This window comes from Moorena bouillonii PNG (assembly GCF_001942495.1).
GTDB classification, from domain to species: domain Bacteria; phylum Cyanobacteriota; class Cyanobacteriia; order Cyanobacteriales; family Coleofasciculaceae; genus Moorena; species Moorena bouillonii.
This window is the reverse complement of sequence record NZ_MKZS01000001.1, coordinates 6710712-6731814: the sequence shown is the minus strand read 5'-3', so window position 1 is coordinate 6731814 and position 21103 is coordinate 6710712. Positions and strand designations below refer to the sequence as shown.

14 protein-coding genes are annotated in these 21103 nt (G+C 43.4%); 3 read left to right on the top strand and 11 right to left on the bottom strand.

All coding sequences use genetic code 11. The annotated features are described in order from the left end of the window. Positions 1-103 precede the first annotated feature (103 nt). Together BJP37_RS27315 and BJP37_RS27310 are read left to right on the top strand one after the other, a co-directional pair. On the top strand, positions 104-1015 hold the full coding sequence (locus tag BJP37_RS27315) for an AraC family transcriptional regulator (RefSeq protein WP_075903572.1): 912 nt from the start codon (positions 104-106) through the stop codon (positions 1013-1015). 1594 nt (positions 1016-2609) lie between these two features. After that, on the top strand, positions 2610-3821 hold the full coding sequence (locus tag BJP37_RS27310; protein ID WP_075903570.1) for an RNA-guided endonuclease InsQ/TnpB family protein: 1212 nt from the start codon (positions 2610-2612) through the stop codon (positions 3819-3821). Here BJP37_RS27310 and BJP37_RS27305 read toward each other — a convergent pair. Together BJP37_RS27305 and BJP37_RS27300 are read right to left on the bottom strand one after the other, a co-directional pair. Continuing rightward, positions 3723-4886, bottom strand: coding sequence for an MATE family efflux transporter (locus BJP37_RS27305; protein ID WP_075903568.1), 1164 nt, complete (start codon positions 4884-4886; stop codon positions 3723-3725). The two genes, BJP37_RS27310 and BJP37_RS27305, sit on opposite strands and share 99 nt — an antisense overlap. A 412-nt stretch (positions 4887-5298) precedes the next feature. Next, a complete protein-coding gene (locus BJP37_RS27300; protein ID WP_075903566.1) occupies positions 5299-6372 on the bottom strand; it encodes a glycoside hydrolase family 10-like protein in 1074 nt (357 codons plus the stop codon). 47 nt (positions 6373-6419) lie between these two features. Here BJP37_RS27300 and BJP37_RS40175 point away from each other — a divergent pair, with 47 nt between their 5' ends. Next, positions 6420-6557 carry a hypothetical protein gene (locus BJP37_RS40175; protein ID WP_158069801.1) on the top strand — a complete coding sequence of 46 codons (138 nt, stop codon included), beginning with the start codon at positions 6420-6422 and terminating at the stop codon, positions 6555-6557. 85 nt (positions 6558-6642) lie between these two features. On the opposite strand, the gene BJP37_RS27295 is transcribed toward BJP37_RS40175, so the two are convergent. The 9 genes from BJP37_RS27295 to BJP37_RS27255 all read right to left on the bottom strand — a co-directional run bounded on the left by BJP37_RS27295 (position 6643) and on the right by BJP37_RS27255 (position 21087). Then, complete coding sequence (locus BJP37_RS27295; protein ID WP_075906527.1) at positions 6643-7779, bottom strand: citrate synthase; 1137 nt, start codon at positions 7777-7779, stop codon at positions 6643-6645. 118 nt (positions 7780-7897) lie between these two features. Continuing rightward, a complete protein-coding gene (locus BJP37_RS27290; protein ID WP_229415461.1) occupies positions 7898-9493 on the bottom strand; it encodes a zinc ribbon domain-containing protein in 1596 nt (531 codons plus the stop codon). Positions 9494-9688: 195 nt separating this feature from the next. After that, positions 9689-10186, bottom strand: a complete 498-nt coding sequence (gene sixA, locus BJP37_RS27285; RefSeq protein ID WP_075903564.1) for a phosphohistidine phosphatase SixA — start codon at positions 10184-10186, stop codon at positions 9689-9691. Positions 10187-10268: 82 nt separating this feature from the next. Then, a complete protein-coding gene (locus BJP37_RS27280) occupies positions 10269-11519 on the bottom strand; it encodes a DHH family phosphoesterase (protein ID WP_075903562.1) in 1251 nt (416 codons plus the stop codon). Positions 11520-11629: 110 nt separating this feature from the next. Then, on the bottom strand, positions 11630-12127 hold the full coding sequence (locus BJP37_RS27275; protein WP_075903560.1) for an HNH endonuclease: 498 nt from the start codon (positions 12125-12127) through the stop codon (positions 11630-11632). Between the two features lie 314 nt (positions 12128-12441). Then, positions 12442-13992 carry an adenylate/guanylate cyclase domain-containing protein gene (locus BJP37_RS27270; RefSeq protein WP_075903558.1) on the bottom strand — a complete coding sequence of 517 codons (1551 nt, stop codon included), beginning with the start codon at positions 13990-13992 and terminating at the stop codon, positions 12442-12444. A 489-nt stretch (positions 13993-14481) separates the two neighbouring features. Next, positions 14482-18969, bottom strand: coding sequence for a PAS domain S-box protein (locus tag BJP37_RS44395; protein ID WP_075903556.1), 4488 nt, complete (start codon positions 18967-18969; stop codon positions 14482-14484). 576 nt (positions 18970-19545) lie between these two features. Beyond that, positions 19546-19737 (bottom strand): TLTLP motif-containing protein, encoded by a 192-nt coding sequence (locus BJP37_RS45345; RefSeq protein WP_075903554.1) that lies wholly within the window; start codon positions 19735-19737, stop codon positions 19546-19548. A 447-nt stretch (positions 19738-20184) separates the two neighbouring features. Continuing rightward, the gene (locus BJP37_RS27255) at positions 20185-21087 is read right to left on the bottom strand and encodes a succinate--CoA ligase subunit alpha (RefSeq protein WP_075906525.1); all 903 of its coding nucleotides are present in this window, start codon (positions 21085-21087) and stop codon (positions 20185-20187) included. Positions 21088-21103 lie beyond the last annotated feature (16 nt).

Sequence of the window (21103 nt, the reverse complement as noted above, 5' to 3'; positions counted from 1 at the left end):
ATTAATCCCTTGGAATCTTCTAAAACAAGCCTATTCCTCTCATTTTTTTGCCTATTTATCTCAGAGAAGGATCAATATAGTCAAAATAAGTCATCCTAGATTCATGAATATGTGTAAGATTGTCCATCTTATTAATCGTCACGCAAGTTCCGAGGGCGTAAACGATACCCCTATTGAGGGATTACAACTGTTTCGAACGAGTCACCTTGTGGAACGATTGCCAGGGGTATACGAACCTGGCATTTGCGCCATTGTCCAGGGTAGGAAACGAGCATATTTGAACGGCACAACGCAAATCTATGATAAGAACCAATACTTGTGCTGTACGCTGCCTCTTCCTGTAGAGGCAGAAGTGATCGAGGCATCACCGGAAAAACCCCTACTTGGTCTTTGGTTGGGCATTGAGACTCCTACAATGTTTGAAACTGTTATTGACATGGCAGCTATAGACAGTTCCAGCACCTCCAGTACCGAAATAGTACCTGGGCTAACTGTGGCCAAATGGGATAACGAATTTACGAAGGCACTTCAGGGCATCCTGGAATTGCTAGATGATCCTGTTGCCCTCAATATACTCGGCAACGGTAGGCTTAAAGAACTGATGTTTGCCGTTCTTCGAGGCGAGGCTGGGTGCTCGGTTTACCAAGCATTTGGTGGAGGAATGCAGAAAATATCGCGGGCCTTGACCTTCCTCAGAGCCAATCTTCATGAAGCTATCTCGATTGACGAATTGGCCAAGGAAGCAGGCATGAGCCGCGCAGCGTTTCACCGCAAGTTCAAGGAAATCACGACTTATTCCCCTATTCAGTTTATTAAGCTTCATCGCCTCAATGATGCATCCAGGCTTATTGTGAGTGGCTCTACAGTTGCTGAGGCCGCATATCAAGTGGGTTACTCTAGCCCATCTCAGTTTAGTCGAGATTTCCGGCGGTATTTTGGCCAATCCCCTCGCCAGTGGCAGGGCTGTTCCATTCTTGATGCAGTCGCTCATGGGGGGAACCCCCAAGACCGCTGAGGTGCGCTTTCCGTAGGCGAATTAAATTCGCCACGGGTCGCACCTCTGCATCGCTTATAGAGGAAAAAGGTTTATAGTGAAGCAATAGCCCGAAAAAATGGCATAATTCCCATAATATACCCAAATCCTGGAGAAAAGCTTAATCGACGTTTCTCTTGCAAATACTTGATCACCCTTGATCCTCATGGTCTTCGTCATCCTCTATGGCTAGTGCTTCTAATTATCATTATGGGGATGATCAGTGGTTATTGGGGTTATCGACAATTGGGTAGATTTGTGGAACGCCACCGAGCCCGAATTAATTAGTAGACTTCAAATTCATGCATGCTCGTGTTTCTTCTTATTCAGCAATCAGAAGAGTCATGATTAATTTAGATTACGAAGAACTCCAAGTTGTGTTTAATCAATGCAGTAAACAGTCCGGTGGGCTTTCCTGTCAGCTTTGAGGAGATGCACCCAATGGCCGCTCAAGTAGCGTGCCCATAGCCCATAAGCTGAATGCTTACAATCTTTGAGGTCAGAATTCAGTATTCCCAAGGGAGATCAGGTGACTTGCTTAAAAGCCGGGATTGATGATCGTGATTTTTTTTTGCATCATAGAAGTAACTCCTACTTGGTTGGGAGGAAAGCCGCGCTGGTGATGATTAACTGGCATGCTCAGCGCGGTTATTAGTATCGGTGTTTACCTTCTATAGTATAGATAAATTCTAGAAAAAATGCAATGCTTAATTAAATATATTTACATTTATTTACAAATAATAGTGTTAGATATTTAAGTAACTAGTAGTTAACTTTTTTATTGGTAAGACGATTGAGTAACTATCATAGTTTATAGCAATAATAAAACTCATGATGTACTTTCGTTCTGGGTTTTAGGGAGCAGGGAGCAGGGAGCAGGGAGCAGGGAAAATGCAAGAGGTAAAAAATACTGTGTACTTCCTTGCTATAATAAACGCTATATATAGCACTACGCATTAAGATGTTTGACATTTCTAAACTCCGAAACCTAGTCGTACCTTACTTTTGACTTCTGACTTTTAACTTCTGACTTGCGCGTAGCGCTATATCGGTTAAAAGGATTAGAAATTAATCATTGGTATTGACATCCAAAAGGTTTTGCAAGCTGCCGAACACTCTTGTTTTATATAGCGCAATTAGGTGAGGTACATGTTTTTAGGGAGCTTGGGAGCTGGAAGCAGTGAAATCAGAAGGTAAGCCTATGGGCTACGCGCACGCTACTTGAGGTGCCATCAGCCGTCAGTAGTCAGTAGTCAGTGGTCAGCGGTCAGCCATTGGCCTTGGCCACGCTACGGGAATGGCTGAAAATTGAAAGCTGATAACTGAAACCTGAAAGCTGATCGCTTACTTCAAAGCTGAACCATGCCAGCAGACACTTAATTTTTCTTTAAGGCTAAGACAGTTTTGATATTACGAGGGATTCAGAAACCGAAAGCCCCGTCCCCCGTCTCCCGTCTTTTCAAAGTGGGGATGAAGGTTGGTAGCGCGCTTTTAGCCATGAAAAAAAATATTTCTAGAATTACGGAATCTTACCCTGGCCGATGTATACTAAAGTAGTAGCTAAAGGTCGATACTAATGATTGTTTTAGAGTTCAAAGCATACGGCAAACAAAAACAATATTCAGCGATAGATGAAGCGATTAGAACAGCCAAGTTTGTTCGTAATAGCTGTATTCGGTATTGGATGGATAATAAAGGCGTTAGTAGATCAGATATCAGCAAATATTGTACTGTTTTGGCCAAGCAATTTCCCTTTGCAAATGAATTGAACTCTATGGCTCGTCAAGCCAGTGCTGAGCGAGCTTGGTCATCGATAGCCCGTTTCTACGATAACTGCAAGAAAAAAGTTCCCGGCAAGAAGGGATTTCCTAGATTCAAGAAGCATTGTCACTCAGTAGAATATAAGACCACAGGCTGGAAGCTATGTCCAGACAAAAAGTCGATTATTTTTAGCGACAAAAAAGGAATAGGAAAACTCAAGCTTAAGGGAACATGGGACTTATGGCGTTTAGATGTAAAACTAATTAAGAGGGTTAGGATAGTCCGTCGATCCGATGGTTATTATGTTCAGTTTTGCATTAAAACTGACATTATTGAGTCGGTTGAACCAACAGGAACCAGTATTGGTTTAGATGTTGGATTAAAAGACTTCTACACTGACTCTAATGGCAATACTGTTCCAAACCCTCGATTTTACCGAAAGGGAGAAAAGCGTCTAAAATTCTATCAGCGTCGAGTTTCTCGGAAAAAGAAAGGCTCTACTAACCGTAAAAAAGCGATTAATAAACTTGGCAAGACACACCTTAAAATAAGTAGGCAGCGTGAAGAACATGCAAAGGGACTTGCACGTTGCGTAGTCCGGTCTAACGACCTGGTAGCCTATGAAAACTTAAGGGTTAATAATATGGTTAAAAACCACTGTCTTTCCAAGTCTATTAATGATGCCGGTTGGTATAAATTTCGGATATGGATGGAGTATTTTGGCACTAAGTTTGGCAAGATAACTGTTGCAGTTAACCCTGCCTATACGAGCCAAAATTGTTCTAATTGTGGTGAAACAGTCAAGAAATCTCTGTCAACTAGAACCCACATCTGTCAGTGTGGTTGTTTGCTAGATAGAGATCATAATGCTGCGATCAATATTTTAGAACGAGCCTTAAGTACGGTGGGGCACACCGGAACTTGGATTTTAAATCCAAACGCTCGGGGAGATTTGGTCTCTACTGTTCTTGGTGAAAACCAGGTTCAGCAAGCCGAGTCGTTGAACCAAGAATCCCCGCGTCTTTAGACCAGGGAGTGTCAATTCTGGGTTGCTGTTAAACAGGGAGGCTAACCAAGGAGCTGTGGGAGCAAGAATCACTGTTACTAGCACTCCCCAAAATAAGCACAATAGGAAACTTAGACGCAAGGCTTGATGGACACGGAGGTATTTTTTCGCCCCCCAGTTTTGCCCTACAAACGGTCCAATGCTGGCAGAGATTGCAATTAGGACAATCTGGCTAAAGGATTCTACTCGTGAGGCAATGCCAAAACCTGCTACTGCTATAGTTCCGTAACCAGCTAGCAACCCAGTGATCACACCAATAGATATGGGAAATACCATGCTCGTTCCAGCAGCAGGCAAACCCACATAGAGAATTTTTTTCCAGGATTCTAAAATTACTCTCAGCTTGGGCAGGTTGAAGCAAAGCATCTGCAGGCGATTGTTGAGAAACCACAAGGCTACAACTAGGGTGGTGGCGCGGGAAATGACTGTTGCGATCGCTGCTCCTGCCAGTTCTAATCGCGGAAATCCTCCCAGTCCGAGGATTAATACTGGATCGAGGGCAATATTGACGAATGCAGCAACCGTCATTATCACGCTGGGAATAGCAGTATTGCCGGAAGCGCGGATAGCATTGTTACCCACCATCGGGATAACCAGACAAATCATTCCCCAATACCAAATCTGCATGTAACTACGAATCAGTGGTAGCAAATCGGCATCAGCTCCTAAGGCGGTAAATAGGGGATCGATAGTGGCTAATCCTAGGAACGTGAACAGTGCTACTACTAGCAGAGACAGGGTTAGACTATCTGTTGTCAGTCGCCGCACTTTCTGGAGATCCCCTTCTCCAATGGCACGGGCAATCACAGAGGATGCTCCCACCCCTAACCCCATCGCTAGACTACCTAAAGTCATCACCACGGGAAAGGTGAAACTCATAGCTGCTAAGGGTTTGGTTCCCAGTTGTCCGACAAAATAGGTGTCAATCAGGTTGAAAGCAATAACTGCAAACACTCCCCAAATCATCGGTATCGTTAGTCGGGTTAGCTGGGAGCTCACCTTCCCTTCAATCAGGTTTTGCTTCATGGTAGGGCATGCCTTAATTAAACTTAATAAAAGTTTACTAAATTTAAAATTTAATTGGTTTTGAGGATTTATCTTAGGACTTACGCAAATCCCTCAATTTAACGCTACCTGTAGGGTGGGCAAGGTTTTGCCCACCCTACCCATGGATTATGTGCGTAAGTCCTGTATCTATAGACAAGGCAAGAGGATAAAGAGGATTAATGGGTTAAAACAGGTAAATTAAGTAAATAGTTTCGCCTCATCTATAGTGTTTCTGATAGCTATGAGGTACAGAAATTTTTTTTCCTTATAACCTATTCCCTGTTCCCTGTTCCCTATTCCCTGTTCCCTGTTCCCTATTCCCTGTTCCCTGTTCCCTATTCCCTGTTCCCTTTGCTATACCTAACTACTTAAACTAATAGTTACAAAAAACTTATAAAGTTAAAAAAAGCTTCTTTATGCTCAAGTAAGTTTTAACAAACGCTTCTTTGTACTCTGGTTTAATATTACGAAAAGGACTATAGGTAGATTCCCAGCAGAAAAGAGAATAACCATAACCAGAGTTTTGGGCTATTTTTATCTGCTTGTTGAGTTCATTGATGGGCTTAGGGCGATAGAATTCTCCACTGTAGATACCTACGGCTACCGGAACGTAATAACTAGCTTCTCGTAAACCAGAAGATCTTAGAGTATTGATTACTTCTTGGCTTGTCTTGCGATAAATTTGGACGATCACTTCATCGATAAAGCCTTGGCGTACCCAATACAACCAATTTTGAGAGTATTTTCTGTAGGAAAAATTTGGGGAATTGGGAGAAAGAGATATAATTAAATTAGGGTTAATTTTTTTAACCGCTTGGTAAATTTTACGGGTTAATTCCGTCATCACTCTGGCGTGATTTCCAAATTGAGTTGGAATGCCCCAATGATCGTCTAGTTGAATACCATAGAGGTTAGGATAGTTCTTAGCCACTTCAGTAAATAAATTAATGAAGTACTGTTGAACATCTGGGTGGTTTGGATTTAGCCACAGATGTTGATCGATAGCTTTTTCTCCTGTTGATGTCTTCAGGAGCCAATTGGGATGCTGTTTAGCAAATTTTGAATTAAGATGAAGCATCATGCCATGCTCATACCAAGCATAGATTTTTAATCCTTGACGTTCACCTTCTTTGATAGCGGCTTTTAGGGGGTCGGTTAAGGGTAAGGTAATCCAGTTATTTTTGAGGGAATAGTTACTAGGATAGGTAGTTCCACCATTATAAACATCAACGTAAATTCGATTAAAATTAAGACCAGATAACTCGTGAAATACATTGTCAGTTTGTCCTGTATAGGATAGAAAGTTGTTACCGACATGAGTTACCCAAATTCCTTGAATTTTATTTGTGGTTTTTGGGGTATGGCGAGGGGCAGGAATGATAGTGTTAAATCCTACCAATAGCACCACTCCTATTAATATCCAAATTATAAATTTATTGAATTTTTTGGTTAATGGAAATTTCATTAGTTACTTGGTAATTGGTAATTGGCAATTATTATTTTCCTAGGCATATGCGCACTTATCACAGGCTAGAAGCCTGTGCCACGCACGCTACGCGAACAGCTATCAGCTATCAGCAGTCAGCTTTTGAAGGGACGAAAACTAGGTACCAAAACTTAGGCATTTGGCCGAGGGAGCCGAGTACATGATTATTCGTGGGACTTCCCTCAAGAATCACCAACGCCCAAATGACCAATGACCAATGACCAATGACTAACGACTAATGACTAACGACTAACGAGCTTCCATAGGAATATAGGGAGCATCGTGAGTGCCAGTGTAGACTTGAGTAGGTCTAAAAATTCGATTGACGGCTAGCTGTTCCTTCCAGTGAGCTAGCCAACCCGCAACCCGTGCGATCGCAAACACTGGTGTAAACAAGTCACTCGGAATACCCAGCTTCCGGTAAACTAAGCCGGAATAGAAATCCACATTAGGATAAATCCCCTTGTGACCCAGTTTTTCCTCCACTGCTTTTTCCAACTCCAAAGCAATGTCGTAGTACTTGTCTGTGCCAGATTCCTTAAACAGTTGTTCCGCTAAGTTCTGAAGTATAGTTGCTCGCGGGTCTTTTACCTTATAGACTCGGTGACCGCAACCCATAATTCGTTCTTTGCGCTGCAAGCGCTCCTCCAAGTAAGGGTGGACATTCTCCACTGAGCCGATGGTTTCCAACATGGTAATCACTTCTTCATTCGCCCCTCCGTGTAACGGACCAGCTAGAGTTCCCACCGCTGATGCCACTACTGCATAGGGGTCAGTAAGAGTAGAAGCAGTCACCAGAGCCGAAAAAGTAGAGGCATTGATAGTATGTTCGGCATGGAGTGTCAGGCAAACATCAAAGACATGAGCCTCTAGGGGAGTGGGCTCTTCCTCATTGAGCATATACAGAAAGTTAGCTGCATAGCCAAGATCATCCCGAGGGCGTACTGGATCGTCCCCTTTGCGCATCTGTTTAAATGCTGCTACCATGGTAGGTATCTTAGCCAACAGGCGAATCACGGCTCCCCGAATGTATTGTGGATTGTCTAAAGCCCGCTTGGAGTAAAACAGACCCAAAGCAGCAGCAGAGGCTTGTAGAGCATCCATCGGATGACCAGTTTCTGGAAAACATTTCATCATGTCCCGGATGCTGTACTTGATCCGTCGGTGGAGGCGAACGTCCTCCTGGAATTCATAAAGTTCGTTCTTAGTAGGTAGCTCACCCCAAATCAGTAGATACGCGGCTTCTAGGAAAGTACTGTTTGATGCGAGTTCTTCGATCCTAATGCCACGATACTCTAGTATTCCCTTCTGCCCATCAACGTAGCTGATACTGGATTGAGCTGCTGGAATGCCTTCTAAACCTGGCTGGTACTCGCAAGCTATCATGTTATTACCTAGAGAATCTTCAGTCATCTCAGGCTAACTTACCAGAGATTAGTTCTTTAGTCTTCCGTGCTACAAAGATTATTAGTTTATAGTTTAATGAGATACTCTTAAACCGTAATTAATCGGGATAATCCGGTACAAAACGGTCAAGGTGCATTTTATTGTTGCCTGAGGGAGGAGTGGTCATACAGCAATTGGAGTCAAGCCTCCCACTCATCTTTCTCGGCGTTCCTGGCATCTCGACCAGGAGTTGCTTGAAAGCCTTAGTTTTGCTATGTTTGGAGTCAAGCCAGCCAAGCTTAACTGCATCTAGCAGACTCAGTCCCATACCTTCCAAGAAACGCGCGGTACGACGCAACAATACTGCCTGCACCTCGGCTTTACTCATATACCGGGTGATTTCGAAGTCTGTACCCCTCGCAAGGACATTTTTGGCAGCATTGTGGTCAGCCTGTAACACGACCCCATCGAATCCGGTAAAGCAGTCCCCAGTCCTTTTCCCCATCAGGGTTCCATTCCTGGAGTCAACTTGCGACGTGTAACTAGGTTGAACTTCTGTAATAACCGACCCAGTCCAATCAGCCCATTTCTGTAAAGAATCCCGAAGCTCTCCTTTCATCCAACTATTGAGCTTACGGGACATGGCCTTGGACTGACGTTTATTTTTTATCGGCTGCGTTAAATCTGAGGCCGTAGGCCACGCTTCGCGAACAGCAAATACTTTCAGTGATTTACCATTAAAAACAGACTTCGAGGCTGCTCCTATTATGGCTTTAATCTCTGATTGATTCTGTCTGTAACGCTTGTTTTCTGTTTTTCTGGTTAGGTTGTTTTCTAATATCCGAGCCGACTTAGCTGGGTCGATTTTTTCTAGCTTTCTATGGAGTGCCCAGAGCTTTCCTCTATTTCTGTTCTTTTCACAGATACGATCAGATTTTTGGGTAGCTGCTTTGCCTAACCCTTTTCCATGAGCCTGACCATCTGAATCATAGAAAGCCTCGGTATATCCCTTGTCTAGCCCTATACTTCGACGTTCAGTCGGGATTTCAATGTTGCCATGGTCTACTAAAAAGTGAACCTCAAACCTTGGCAATAATTGATTGTATATTAATCTAATCTGCCCTTTTATTTTCCGATTAGACCGAACAATTATTTTATTTCTTTTCCTTCTTGTTAAACCAGCTACTTCTAGCTGGTAAGTCTTACGAGAAAGTCTTTTGCATTGATAACCCTCTTGTTGATAAACTATTTGGTTTTTAATCCAAGAATGCCCTCTATGAAATTCCTTTCTAACAAGTCGATGGAGAAGTGGATTGTTCAGAAAAGCTAAGGTTTTGAGCTGTTTGCAAAGTTCTTTTCTAGTCTTTTGGTTCTCTTTACTGGGAAATCTTTTATATATTTTCTTCGTTACAACATCCCTACAGGCTGCTTGCTGAGCTACAATGGCTTTCGCTACATCATTGATAGTCCAATCCATTAACTTGGCAGGAATTCCCAGGGTATCTGGAGTTCTAAAACTCTTTACTTCCGGGATAGCTTTTTTCCAGTCCAATCCCCAATGGTTAATGCTCCCCAGTTTGTTGTAAGACTCAGCCCTAACGACGCCCAGCTTTTTCATGGTAGACAGCAATTCAAGTTCAACCGACTTGGTCATCCCCACCACAGGGACTACTTGAGTTGATATTCTTTTTGCTACTCCTACACTTCTGGGCATCGTCACTTAACTCTGTGTCAATTGTCTCGATTATACTCTAGCGCTAAGTAAATGTCAATGTCCGAATTATGATATTAGATCCTACTTCATCCCGATTTTTGGGTACTTGATTGCGAGACTATATTATAGCACTCTTTGACTTCTCTGACCCATGAATGGGGGGAGATTCCGAACACCATCAACCCTGAAAGATGGCTATACTAACCACTTAGGTGAGGTCAGCAAGAATAGCTCACTGCGACCGAAGGGCTTGCCAGTATTAGGAAGCTTTAACCCAATTACTCCAGCTTTTTTGAGCACTAGTTTTTGATTGGATACTCCCCACACCAACATTTCCGCCCAATTAGCTAAATCCGGTTGATGACCAACTAGAGCCAAACGTCTTTGAACATCAGTCTTTCTCCACCTCTGCTGTAGCCAGCTGAGCCATTGGTGAATGTCACCCTCAGGAGCGAGACTATCCGACTCTTCAACCAATGAGCCTAAACCAACATCTTGCAGGATAGCAGCGGTTTCCTTAGCTCTGACCAATGGACTAGTCAAGATTAGGTCAAAGTTTAGCCCTCGTTTATGGAGCTCCTTTGCTACTTTACTAGTTTTTTCATGGCCAATTTTGGTCAGTGGCCGCTCTCGATCGTTGTTGTAGGTGCCTCGCTCAGCAGCAATACCGTGGCGAATTAAGTAGAGTTCCATGGGCTGATTCTTGAGATTCGCTTAAAATGCGATCGCGCTCACTGAAAACACTCCTGAGTTCATCAGTTGGTATTACTTAGTTTTAGATAACCGTATCCTGGGGATTAACTAACCGCAGTAGTTTTTGCTTGACTTGGGTATCAAACACTTCCCACTTGAGCTTGGCATACTCCGATTTGTCATTAAAACTACTCAAGAATCCCGTCGGAATTTCAAAGCCACCAGCCATCATGCGTCCACCACCAAAGAAACGCCCATGACTGTCTTGACCGAAAGCTTCTTTGATAAATTCATCAGGGTCGAGGGTTAACTTATTGGTTCTCAAGGAACCAATCACCACTTCTAATTCTTGGTCTTCATCGTAAACAATCCCATAAACCACAGCAGTGTGAACATTTTCTTCAGTGACTAAAAAGTCAGCAGCTTGGGGAATAGCATCCCGGTCTTCATAGCGAAGATAGCCGACACCAGCCATAGAGAAGTTATCTTGGACAATGCGATATTTAAGCGATCGCTCAATAACATCCATCACTCGACGAGATCGAGATGTCTTGAGTATAGCGTTAAGGAGTTGAGTGTCATAGAAGCGGCTGAGATATCCAGCTGCCAAGAAATCCTCTTCCTGAGCCTGCATCAGCATATTAGTATCAGAGCGCAGACCATGCATCAAAGCTGTCGCACATTTGATATGTTCACTAATGCTACTATCAAGCTGTAGTAACCCAGCCTGAAGGTAATGGGTTAATAGCGTCGCGGTGGCTCTTGCTTGAGGACGAAGGTCAATAAATTCTGCTTTCAACTCCCCTTGACTACTGTGATGATCAAATATTGCAATTAGAGGAATATTCGCCTCGGTAACAATCGGTAATAGCTGGGTGGTTGTACCCTGATTATCAATCAGCACATAGCCCTGATACACCGATAAATCTTGATTTTTTGTCGTCTCCACACTCCAGCGTTTGGCTGGTAAACCAGTCAGCTTAACCAGGGCAATGTTTTCCTGGTGAGAGAGGGTACCAGCATAGACAATATCGCATTGGATATTATACTGCTCGGCAATCAGCTGGTAAGCCCAAGCGCTAGAGAGAGCATCTGGGTCAGGGAAATCTTGTAGGATAATCAGTTGCCGCTCATGTTGATGACGCTCTAGAGTCTCCTGCAACTGTTGTACTTTTGAATGTACTTTTGAACCTGATGTAGCCGACTGCCGCCTTTTTGTTTGGGAATTTCCCTCCGAAGGATTTACATCTTGAGTAGATGACAGTTGCCCTTGAGCATCAACCTGTTCTGAATCTAAGCTAGACGCACCACTGTTAAGTAAATTGTTAGTCATTAGTTATTAGTCATTAGTCATTAGCCATTGGTGATTAGCCATTGGCCATTAGTCATTAGCCATTGGTTAATCCCCTTTTGGCTTGATTAGTCGTGACATGAGTTAGTATACTAGGCACCAATCACATACTTCCGCCACTCCTGATGCCGTCCAGTTTTTAAGTGTTTAGCAATTTCAAAGTGGAGACTACTATAAGGTCTCCGGGGTTGGGTTTGCAACATCATGTTGGCTTCTTTAGGGGTGCGATTCCCTTTTTTGACGTTGCAGCGCACGCAAGCTGTAACAATATTTTCCCAGGACTCACCTCCATGGCGAGAACGAGGAATCACATGATCTAACGTTAAGTCATCGCCACTGTAACCGCAGTATTGACAAGAGTGACCATCACGGTGCAGGATGTTACGACGGGTAAGGGGAATATCTTTGTAGGGTACCCGGACGTAATGGCGCAGTCTAATCACTGTAGGCAGTGGAAAATCTGCGTAAACGTATTTGCCGTTATGTTCGATACGCTCTGCCTTACCCTTGATCAACAAGACAACTGCCCGTCGCCAGTTGGTGATGTTGAGCGGCTCATAGGAGGCGTTTAACACCAGAACCTTACCCATTGGTGATCTCAGCTAGGAGGATTTTCCCAGATAGTAGCACAGGTTGCTCACTCTGGGTCCTTTTTCCATGGGTTAGTTTAATTTACGCTGTTGCTAAACTGCTGAACTGCTGAACTAAAGAAATCCGTCAAGGGTCAAGTCATACCGAGTTGCATTCAAAGAGAGTAGATTGCTTGGATAGGGAGATGGGGACATGGGGAGATAGGGAGATAGGGAAATAAAGAGATTGGCGGAAGAGAAAGTTGTACGTTTGATCGCAACTTGGTATCAAGTATAGTTAGGTCAATTATCCATTACCCATTACCCATTACCCATTACCCATTACCCATTGCTAATGGACCTGTGAGCAGATAAGTAGTCATTTTCCCTTTTCCTTTGACTTCAAACGGTTGCCGTTGCTCAAACCGGTACTTATCTTTTAATTTCTCATAGGTAGTAACTGTAACCTGAATGCCACCTGGTATACCCTGAGATTCCATACGGCTAGCCATATTTACGGTATCACCCCACAAATCATAGCTGAATTTTTTGATTCCAATTACCCCAGCCACCACTGGTCCACTGTTGATGCCAATCCTGAGACGGAAATTGTGATTCGTTTGAGCATTGTACTGGGCAATTAATTTTTGCATATCCAATGCCATTTTAGCGATCGCATCCGCATGATACTTGCAGGCTTTTGGCAGACCGGCAACAGCCATATAAGCATCACCAATCGTCTTAATTTTTTCGACACCATGCTCCTCAGCTAGTTGGTCAAACTCTGAAAAAATTACATTGAGAATTTCGACCAGTTCGGTGGGAGAGGTTTGGGTTGAGAGTTTGGTAAAGTCAACTAAATCAGCAAACAAAACAGTTACATCTTCAAAACTTTCTGCCAGAGTACGTTCTCCTTTTTTTAACTGTTCTGCGACCGGTTGGGGCAAAATATTAAGCAGCAAAAGCTCAGCTTCGGTTCGGGCACGACGAAGTTCATCTTCAGCTTTTTTGCGCTCTGTAATGTCGCTAAGTGTGCCTTCGTAGTAGAGTAAATCACCAAAATTGTCTCTGACTGCTCGTATATTTTCCGAAATCCAAATTACTATACCATCTTTCCGATAGACCTCGGACTCAACCTCTGATAACGTTTCTTCTTTGTGGATTAGGGCTAATATATCGTCACGACGCATCGGTGCAAGGTAGAGTTGTTGACCAATATCCGTGACTTGATTAATCAGTTCTTTTGGCGACTGATAGCCCAAAATACGTGCGAGTGCTGGATTAGCGGTAATAAATTGTCCTTCTGGTGTAACTTGAAAAATGCCTTCAGTGGCATTTTCAAAGATACTGCGATATTTATGCTCAGCTTCTTGTTTCTGCTTAATTTCCTGTTGCAGCTGAAAATTTTGTGCTTGTAGTTGCTTTTGTAAACGCCCGAGTTTCAAGTGAGTGTTTACTCTCGCTCTTACTTCTTCGTGCTGCACTGGTTTAGTGAGATAATCTACTGCACCGAGCCTGAAACCTTTAACTTTGTCGAGAGTATCAGTACGAGCGGTCATAAAAATAACTGGGATGTCTCTAGTTGACTCTTGAGCTTTCAAGCGACGGCAAGTTTCAAACCCATCAATTCCGGGCATCATAATATCCAGTAAGATTAGATCCGGTTGAGCATAGTTAACTTTCTGGAGCGCACTATAGCCATCTTGAGCGACTAAGACTTTGAAGCCAGAATTGCTCAACAACTCAAACATCACCCCTAAATTAGTCGGACTATCATCAACAATCACAATTACACCTTTATAGCCAATTTTGTTATAGCTCTCAGTTAGGGGGATTGTCCTGGAAGAGGAATGATGATTAGTTTGAGTTACTGAGGAAATATTCATAATCACATGAACTCGTTATTGGGGTTTGTCGCTAATCAATGGCTAATTAATAAAATTCAAAACAATCGGTTCTTATCATTTCCTCAGGGGGTGACAAGCTAATTGAAAATCTTACAGGGGTTAGGTTACAGGGGTTAGGTTAATGGTAAAATTGTCAAGCGGGATGGATTGATTAAAACTATCATTGACGAAGTATGCGTGAAAATTGCTTCAATTGCTGGGAAATACAAATGACACCGATGCGCTCATTTTACCCAATACCTAAAACCATTAACCGTGCCACCTATCTAGGTTTGAGCTTTGTTGTCACCCCGTGAGTATCATTTCACAAAATATATTGCCATTTAATCAAAATAAACCTTAAACAATAAACCTTAAAAATATAATAACTTCTTCCTGGTTTAAATACTAATTTAAATATCTATTTTTTTTAAAGACTATGTAATTTATTTTCCCTAACTTTATCAGTTTTTTGTAAATCTTTTATTTTCAAGGAGCTTCGCGGTATTTGTTATCCATATACTTCCCCACAAATTCCAGTATTTGTCGTTCTTGAAAGCCTTTTGATAATTGACGCAACTTTTGAGCAAAGGGGATGAATTTATCATCCAACTGTTCAATCAAATTAGCTTCCTCTTGGATGCCTCGAATATCACCCATAATTGCTAGTTCATACAGAACGGAGATTTTATCTGGCGATGGAGCTACAGGCATAACGTCTTCAGCTTTCTCTTCCTTAGTGGATTCTACAATTCCTTGTCCTCCTTGTTGTTCATCGGAAACGTCTGGTAAATCTAAATCTAGCCAAAAAATACTACCTTGACCGACAGTGCTTTTCACATTTAATTGACTACCCATTAATTCGGCTAAACGTTTACTAATCGATAATCCTAAGCCTGTACCATTAACCTGACGGTCAGTATTGCCCACTTGATGGAATGGCAAAAATATTTCTGCTAGTTGTTTTGGTGGGATACCAATGCCAGTGTCTGCTATCACAAAGCGCATTTTTTGAGTACCTTGCTTTTCGGTTAAAGCTTGACGGTTTTTAGGTTGTTCGCCTTGGGCGTTACCGTAGGGTAGGTTGTCTTGACAACCTTGGCCTTTCGGCCACGCTTCAGCGTCGCCTACGGCGAAAGCGTGGCCTTCGGCCGACCCTGCGCTAACGCGAACAAGGTTCAACCGATCAACGTTCAACTCTGAACACCCCAAATAACCAACTTTAAACGTTACCTCACCAGTATCTGTAAATTTGACAGCATTTCCCAAAAGGTTCATCAGAACTTGTCGCAGTCTTATTTCATCACCCTTGACAAATTCAGGCAGAGGCGAAAGGAATTCGTAACGGAATGAAATGTTTTTTTGTTTAGCACTGATCACCACAATTTCCACAATACCTTCGAGAAACTTGGGAAACTGAAAATCTCTGACATCAAGTTCCATTTTTCTGGCTTCGATTTTTGATAGATCCAGGATGTCATTGAGTAGGGTTAACAGATGCTGACCACTTTGCTGAATAATACTGAGCTGCTCTTTGTGCGTAGCGCTCAGATTGGGTTCCTCTTGGAGGATTTGGGCATAACCTAAAATGCCGTTAAGGGGGGTACGTAATTCATGGCTCATGTTGGCTAAAAATTCACTTTTAGCCCGATTGGCTACTTCCGCGTCAACTTTAGCCTGCTTCAACGCCTGTTCTGCCTGTTTGCGATCGCTAATGTCTCGAAAAATTCCCTGCACAACTGTCTTGCCTTGCAGCTCCAAAGTAGTCGCACTAACTTCTACAGGCACGGTTGTACCAACTTGATGCAGTAATTCCAGTTCTACTTGAAATACACCCCCTGCCTCCACATGTTGCTGGAAAATTTGGGAGTAGGCTTTGAATCGTTCTCGTGGAATAATCTGACTCTGATGCAACCCAATAATTTCATCTCTGCCACGACCGAGCATCTGTTCCGCCATCTGATTGGCTTCCAGGATGATTCCGGTTTCCGCATCTGCCATCAAAATAGCATCACCAGCTGACTCAACTAACTTGCGATACTTCTGTTCCGCCTGCCGTAGTTTTGCCTCTGATAGCTTACGTTCAGTGATATCTCGGTTGCAGAAGATTCTACCATAGTAATCCCCACCACTGGTAAGCACTGGTGCTGAATAAAAGTCAAAAATACGCTCATCCTTCATTAACAGTTCATCGTAGTTCGTTGTTTTGGGATGAGCCTGGAGATAGTCCACCTGAGCCAGAAATTCTTCGGGATGCTTCAGTTGAGAACTCAGCTGCTTGAGCAATTCTTTAATATCATTGGCTTGAAACAACTGTTCTGGAGTCTGCCACAAGTCACAGAAACGGTGGTTGTAGGAAACCACCCTAAAATTTTCATCAACCACTAAAATTCCATCAATGGCAGCTTCTTGTTGTGCTTTGAGCATGGCATTTGTACGGAGTACATCCTCCTGTGCCACAGAGCGCTCAATGGCAATTCTAGCGAGTTGGGTGGCCTTATCCGCCAGTTGTTGCTCTTCGCGGTTTGGGGTATGAGGTTCAGTGTAGTATGTTGAGAAGGTGCCTAGCACCGTCCCTTCAGTGGACAAAATGGGGATAGACCAACACCCTCTGAGATTGTGGGAGAGTGCCAAATCCCTTATATTTCCACACAGGGGATGAGTAGCAATATCCTTAACCATGACCGGTTCTCGCCAATAGGCGGCAGTGCCACAGCAAGCCATATATGGACCAATCACCATACCATCAATTGCCTGAATGTAGGATTCTGGAAGGCTGGGGGCGGCAGTATGATGCAGATTAACCCCATTTTTGTCCACCAGCAAGAAAGCACACCTAATCTTGGGCAATTGCTCCTCAATCAACCGAGCTAGTCGGTCTAGTACATCTGGCAACTTCTCCCACTGGGTAATCATTTCCAGGATACGATTTTGTCCAGCTAACAAGGCTTTAACTCTCTGGCTATCAGTAATGTCAGTAAAGGTACCAACTAGACGAACCACTTCACCGTTATGATCTTTGATCACCAGGCCAGTCGAGAGAATCCAGGAAATTGAGCCATCTGTGCGCAGCAGACGAAACTTGTGTTTCCACTTCTTGATGCAGTCGCTCATGGGGGAAACCCACGGCAGTCGCTCATGGGGGGAACCCCCAAGACCGCGCTGCCTCCCCAAGACCGCGCTGCATCGCTGAGAACTTCGTCCAGCCAATAGGTTATCTAGGATGGCTTTCACCTCATCAATATCCTCAAGATGAATCAGTGCCAGTAATTCATTAATGGTCGGTCTATCTTGATCCAATGGGTAGCCAATCAGGCTGAGAAATTGGGGCGAGTAGTAATGATCATAGGTTTTCAGGTTGATTTCAAAGAGTCCGTTGGTGTTGGATTGAATAGCCAGAGCAAACCGTTCCTCACTCTCCCTAAGCGCATCCTCAATGCGCTTGTGTTCAAGAACCTCCGCGATTAATTGTCGATTGAGCTGCCTCAGGGTAGCTGTTCGCTCTTGAAATTGATGTTCCAGCTGTTCATTCTGCTGACGGAGTGCCTCTTGAGCTTGCTTACGCTCTGTGATATCCTCTACTGTAGCTTCGTAGTAGAGTAGAAAGTTACTACTATCATGGATCGCCCGCACATTCTTGGAGATCCAGATTATAGTACCATCTTTTTGATAAATCTGTGCTTCAAACCCTGAAACAACAAGATCTTCCTGTAGCTGTAGAAGCAAATCTGCCCGTCGTTGAGGATCAACATAAAGTTGGTGGGCAATATCGGTGACACTTGCTACGAGTTCTGCCGATGATTGATAGCCATATATTCTCGCTAGTGCCGGGTTAGCACTGATATAGTGTCCGTCAGGTGTGGTCTGACAAATGCCCTCCATCGCATTCTCGAAGATGCTGCGGTATTTGGCTTCGCTTAAGCGCAACAATTTTGCCGCCGCGTTTAGTTCTGATGTAGTCGCTGCCAAGAATAAAGGGATTGTCGCCATCAGTATCATAAAAACCTGTAGTAGGGGAACTGCTTCGCTCAAGTTCCCGGTGCTGGCAAGAAACGGTCCGGTACCCAAACTGGTTCCTACAATGGCAATGCTCGATACCATCAAGCAGCCTAGGGTGGTCAGGCGTTGACCAAATTGGAGGGCAGCCCAAATCAGCCAGGGAAATATCAAGCAGGCGAGGGGATAGGTTGCCATTTTTGGCCCAATGTCCGACCCAAACACTCCCCAACTGACTGTCAAGAGTGAAATCAGCCAGATAGCTGCCAAAATAAATTGTTTTATCTTTATGCTTGCTTGAGGGGTTGACGGTTGTTGGTTAGACAGTTGCAGGTTAGTTTGGCTTGACTCTTCAACTTTCTCAACCTTGGCCAATTGGCCAAGCTTCGCGAACGCGAACAACTTGCCAACCTTCAACTCCTTCACTAGGTAGCACCACACTAAAAACACTGGTACTACGACTAAAACCACCATTAAGTCCCCTAACCACCATTGCCACCACATCCCGCCGAAATTCCTACCATCAAATTCACCACTCAGGTGTAAGTTAGTTAGAGTGACAGTCGGAGCGATTAGTGTGGCAAGCATCGACACCCCTAGGAACCCCAATACATCTCGTCGCCGTTCTAGGGAAGGACGAAGCTGCCACAACCGTGCTAATCCTATCGAGAGCAATACTGACAAGATATACCCTAAAGCAGTTATCCCAGAAACTGGCCAGAACCTCTGAGGCGACACAGTCGAGAAAAATTGTTCCCAAGAAACCGATGGCAAAACTCCTTGGTGTTCGGTTAACCACCAAAGATTCTCCCTTATTAGTAATACGGTTACTTGGGTAAATCCTGCGGGAGACCAAACTGGTGGTACTAATGTATTACCTGCAATCAATCCATGGACTAAGTTTGCCAGCCCAAGGTAAACCAAAGTCACTAAACCTACATTGGTTGAGTGTTGCCAGAATCCTTTTGCAATGAAAATCATTTTGGGAATACGCCCAAAGATGGAGTTAGGCGAAATTAATCTTTACGCACATTGACATAATTTTCAATCCAGAAACCGGTAAATTCCGCAACTTTACAAATTCTTTTATTTTCTAGTTAGATTTTTTTCATTCTCTTTAAATTAAAGGTTTTTTTGAGCTAGAGATTTAGTTAAAGTGAAAAGTGAAAGGTTATGGGTGAAGGCTATCTACTTAAGCTAGCCTATAGCGAAGGAGACTGGTAATTGTTCATTGTTGTTCATTGTTGATGGTTTTTCCTTGTCTGCCTTCCCTTTGCTTGATAAGAGGTAGCCTGGGTGAAAGAGACGACACCAATCTCCTCTGATTCCCCTTTCTCCTTTTCCTTGTCCGCTGTTAACTATCATCAAGGAGCCAAGGCAAGTGGTATACCATTCAACTCAAACTTTCTATAAAGCTGAAATTTCACAGAATCCCCCTTACGCCAGTCCCTAGGGGACATGACGCTGGGATTTTCTATTAAACCTCAGCTATTGAAGGTTTTTAAATCAGCGCACCCACATACTTTTCCTTCTTTGGTTATCTAAAAAACTTGTATGTCAATCTTCTAATCTCGTAGGTGAGTAGGTGGTTTGTGGCAAAACATTAACGTAGTTATTTGAAGAAGAGTAGTAAGCGATGATCAACAAAGGTAATGTTAAGGTCAACAGCGCAATTACCGTACCCAAGACTTCTGCCCATCTATATGGGTGAGGGTCAGAAGAGTTGGCAGATGAGCCACTAAGTTCCATAAATTAATTGAAATTTAAACTAGGTCAGTTGAAAAGGACGATTAGTTGGGTCTTATCATAAACCCTACATCCTCTATTTTATCGATTTATTCCGAAAGGATTGTTTTCTAGTAAACAATCTCAACTAAATTCCAGCCCGCTTAACGATACTTTGCAAAAAACTAGGCTCAACAAGGTTACAGCTTGTAGGTTATAGGTTGTATATTACAAGTTGTAGGCTTTTAGTTACAGCTCGTAGGTTGTAGGTTACAGGTTATAACCCACATTCAAGATGTCAGTTTGTAGTATGCAAACTATGATGCACTCGCACTACGCATTAAAATTAGGACATTCCTAAACTCCGAAACGTGAGTCTAGCTTACTTCTGACTTCTGACTTCTTACTTCTTACTTGTGCGTAGCGCTATAAATCCGACCAACGGGTGATGGGGTGACGAATCAATTGCTGTCAATGGTCGAGAGCCTTTTGAACCAAGATGGGAATTTGGGAAGGGCGTTCAGCTACTGGGATTCTCCCTTGCTTAAATACTGCCACTTTTTCCTGTGCCGTAGACATTTTAGTCATATTACTCATAGCCTCTGGTAGGTGAGTATATAGCCTAGCACTAGGGTTACAAATTAGTTGTGTCTCTGGTGTATAGCGTCCCGCAATGTAGGAAATCACTGGTTTATGGATTTCCTGGGCTATATACGCGGCAGCGGCCACGTCTTCGTAGCCGCCGCCAGTCTGATCAACTAGGACAATAACGTTTGTAGCTTTATCTTTTTCCAAAACCTCCAGCCAATGGCTAAATGAAGAACCAACAATTGCTTCACTGCCAAGGTTAATAGCGATTGACTGTCCTAGGTTAGCTTGAGTTAAGCCTAAAGCAACTTCGTAGATCAGATAACTACCACGGGTAATTAATCCTACTGAGCCAGGTCTGTAAAATTCACTCTCGTGAGTCCCTAGCAAAACGTTTCCTGGAACAATAATCCCAAAACTGCTCGGACCAAGAATAATCGTTTTAGTAGCTTGGGCAATAGCTAGTAATTCTACCATATCCAAGGGAGGAATACCACCAGTAAAGAGAATAATTTGCCTGATCCCAGCATCTATCGCTTCCAAGGCAACATCCTTTATCTGGTAGGATTCTTCAAAAATAATGGTTGTGTCCACAGCCTCGACATGATGGCAAGCCTGCTCTACTAAATCAAATACAGGAATGCCATGCAAGGTTTGCCCTCCCTGACCAGTACTAACTCCAGCTACGACATTGGTGCCATAGGCTTTCATCCGGGCAGCGTAGTACAAACCTAGAGGTTGTGTAATGCCTTGTACTAAAACTTTGCTATCGGTACTCAAGTTCATTGGTGATTGATCCTTA

What these genes read in the sequence shown, in the direction of transcription:
- BJP37_RS27270 (WP_075903558.1), bottom strand. Translation starts at nt 13,992, where the DNA reads ATGAATATTTCCTCAGTAACTCAAACTAATCATCATTCCTCTTCCAGG.
- BJP37_RS45345 (WP_075903554.1), bottom strand. Translation starts at nt 19,737, where the DNA reads ATGGAACTTAGTGGCTCATCTGCCAACTCTTCTGACCCTCACCCATAT.
- BJP37_RS27315 (WP_075903572.1), top strand. Translation starts at nt 104, where the DNA reads ATGAATATGTGTAAGATTGTCCATCTTATTAATCGTCACGCAAGTTCC.
- BJP37_RS40175 (WP_158069801.1), top strand. Translation starts at nt 6,420, where the DNA reads ATGCGCACTTATCACAGGCTAGAAGCCTGTGCCACGCACGCTACGCGA.
- BJP37_RS44395 (WP_075903556.1), bottom strand. Translation starts at nt 18,969, where the DNA reads ATGATTTTCATTGCAAAAGGATTCTGGCAACACTCAACCAATGTAGGT.
- BJP37_RS27255 (WP_075906525.1), bottom strand. Translation starts at nt 21,087, where the DNA reads ATGAACTTGAGTACCGATAGCAAAGTTTTAGTACAAGGCATTACACAA.
- BJP37_RS27295 (WP_075906527.1), bottom strand. Translation starts at nt 7,779, where the DNA reads ATGATAGCTTGCGAGTACCAGCCAGGTTTAGAAGGCATTCCAGCAGCT.
- BJP37_RS27300 (WP_075903566.1), bottom strand. Translation starts at nt 6,372, where the DNA reads ATGAAATTTCCATTAACCAAAAAATTCAATAAATTTATAATTTGGATA.
- BJP37_RS27305 (WP_075903568.1), bottom strand. Translation starts at nt 4,886, where the DNA reads ATGAAGCAAAACCTGATTGAAGGGAAGGTGAGCTCCCAGCTAACCCGA.
- BJP37_RS27280 (WP_075903562.1), bottom strand. Translation starts at nt 11,519, where the DNA reads ATGACTAACAATTTACTTAACAGTGGTGCGTCTAGCTTAGATTCAGAA.
- BJP37_RS27310 (WP_075903570.1), top strand. Translation starts at nt 2,610, where the DNA reads ATGATTGTTTTAGAGTTCAAAGCATACGGCAAACAAAAACAATATTCA.
- BJP37_RS27290 (WP_229415461.1), bottom strand. Translation starts at nt 9,493, where the DNA reads ATGCCCAGAAGTGTAGGAGTAGCAAAAAGAATATCAACTCAAGTAGTC.
- BJP37_RS27275 (WP_075903560.1), bottom strand. Translation starts at nt 12,127, where the DNA reads ATGGGTAAGGTTCTGGTGTTAAACGCCTCCTATGAGCCGCTCAACATC.
- sixA (WP_075903564.1), bottom strand. Translation starts at nt 10,186, where the DNA reads ATGGAACTCTACTTAATTCGCCACGGTATTGCTGCTGAGCGAGGCACC.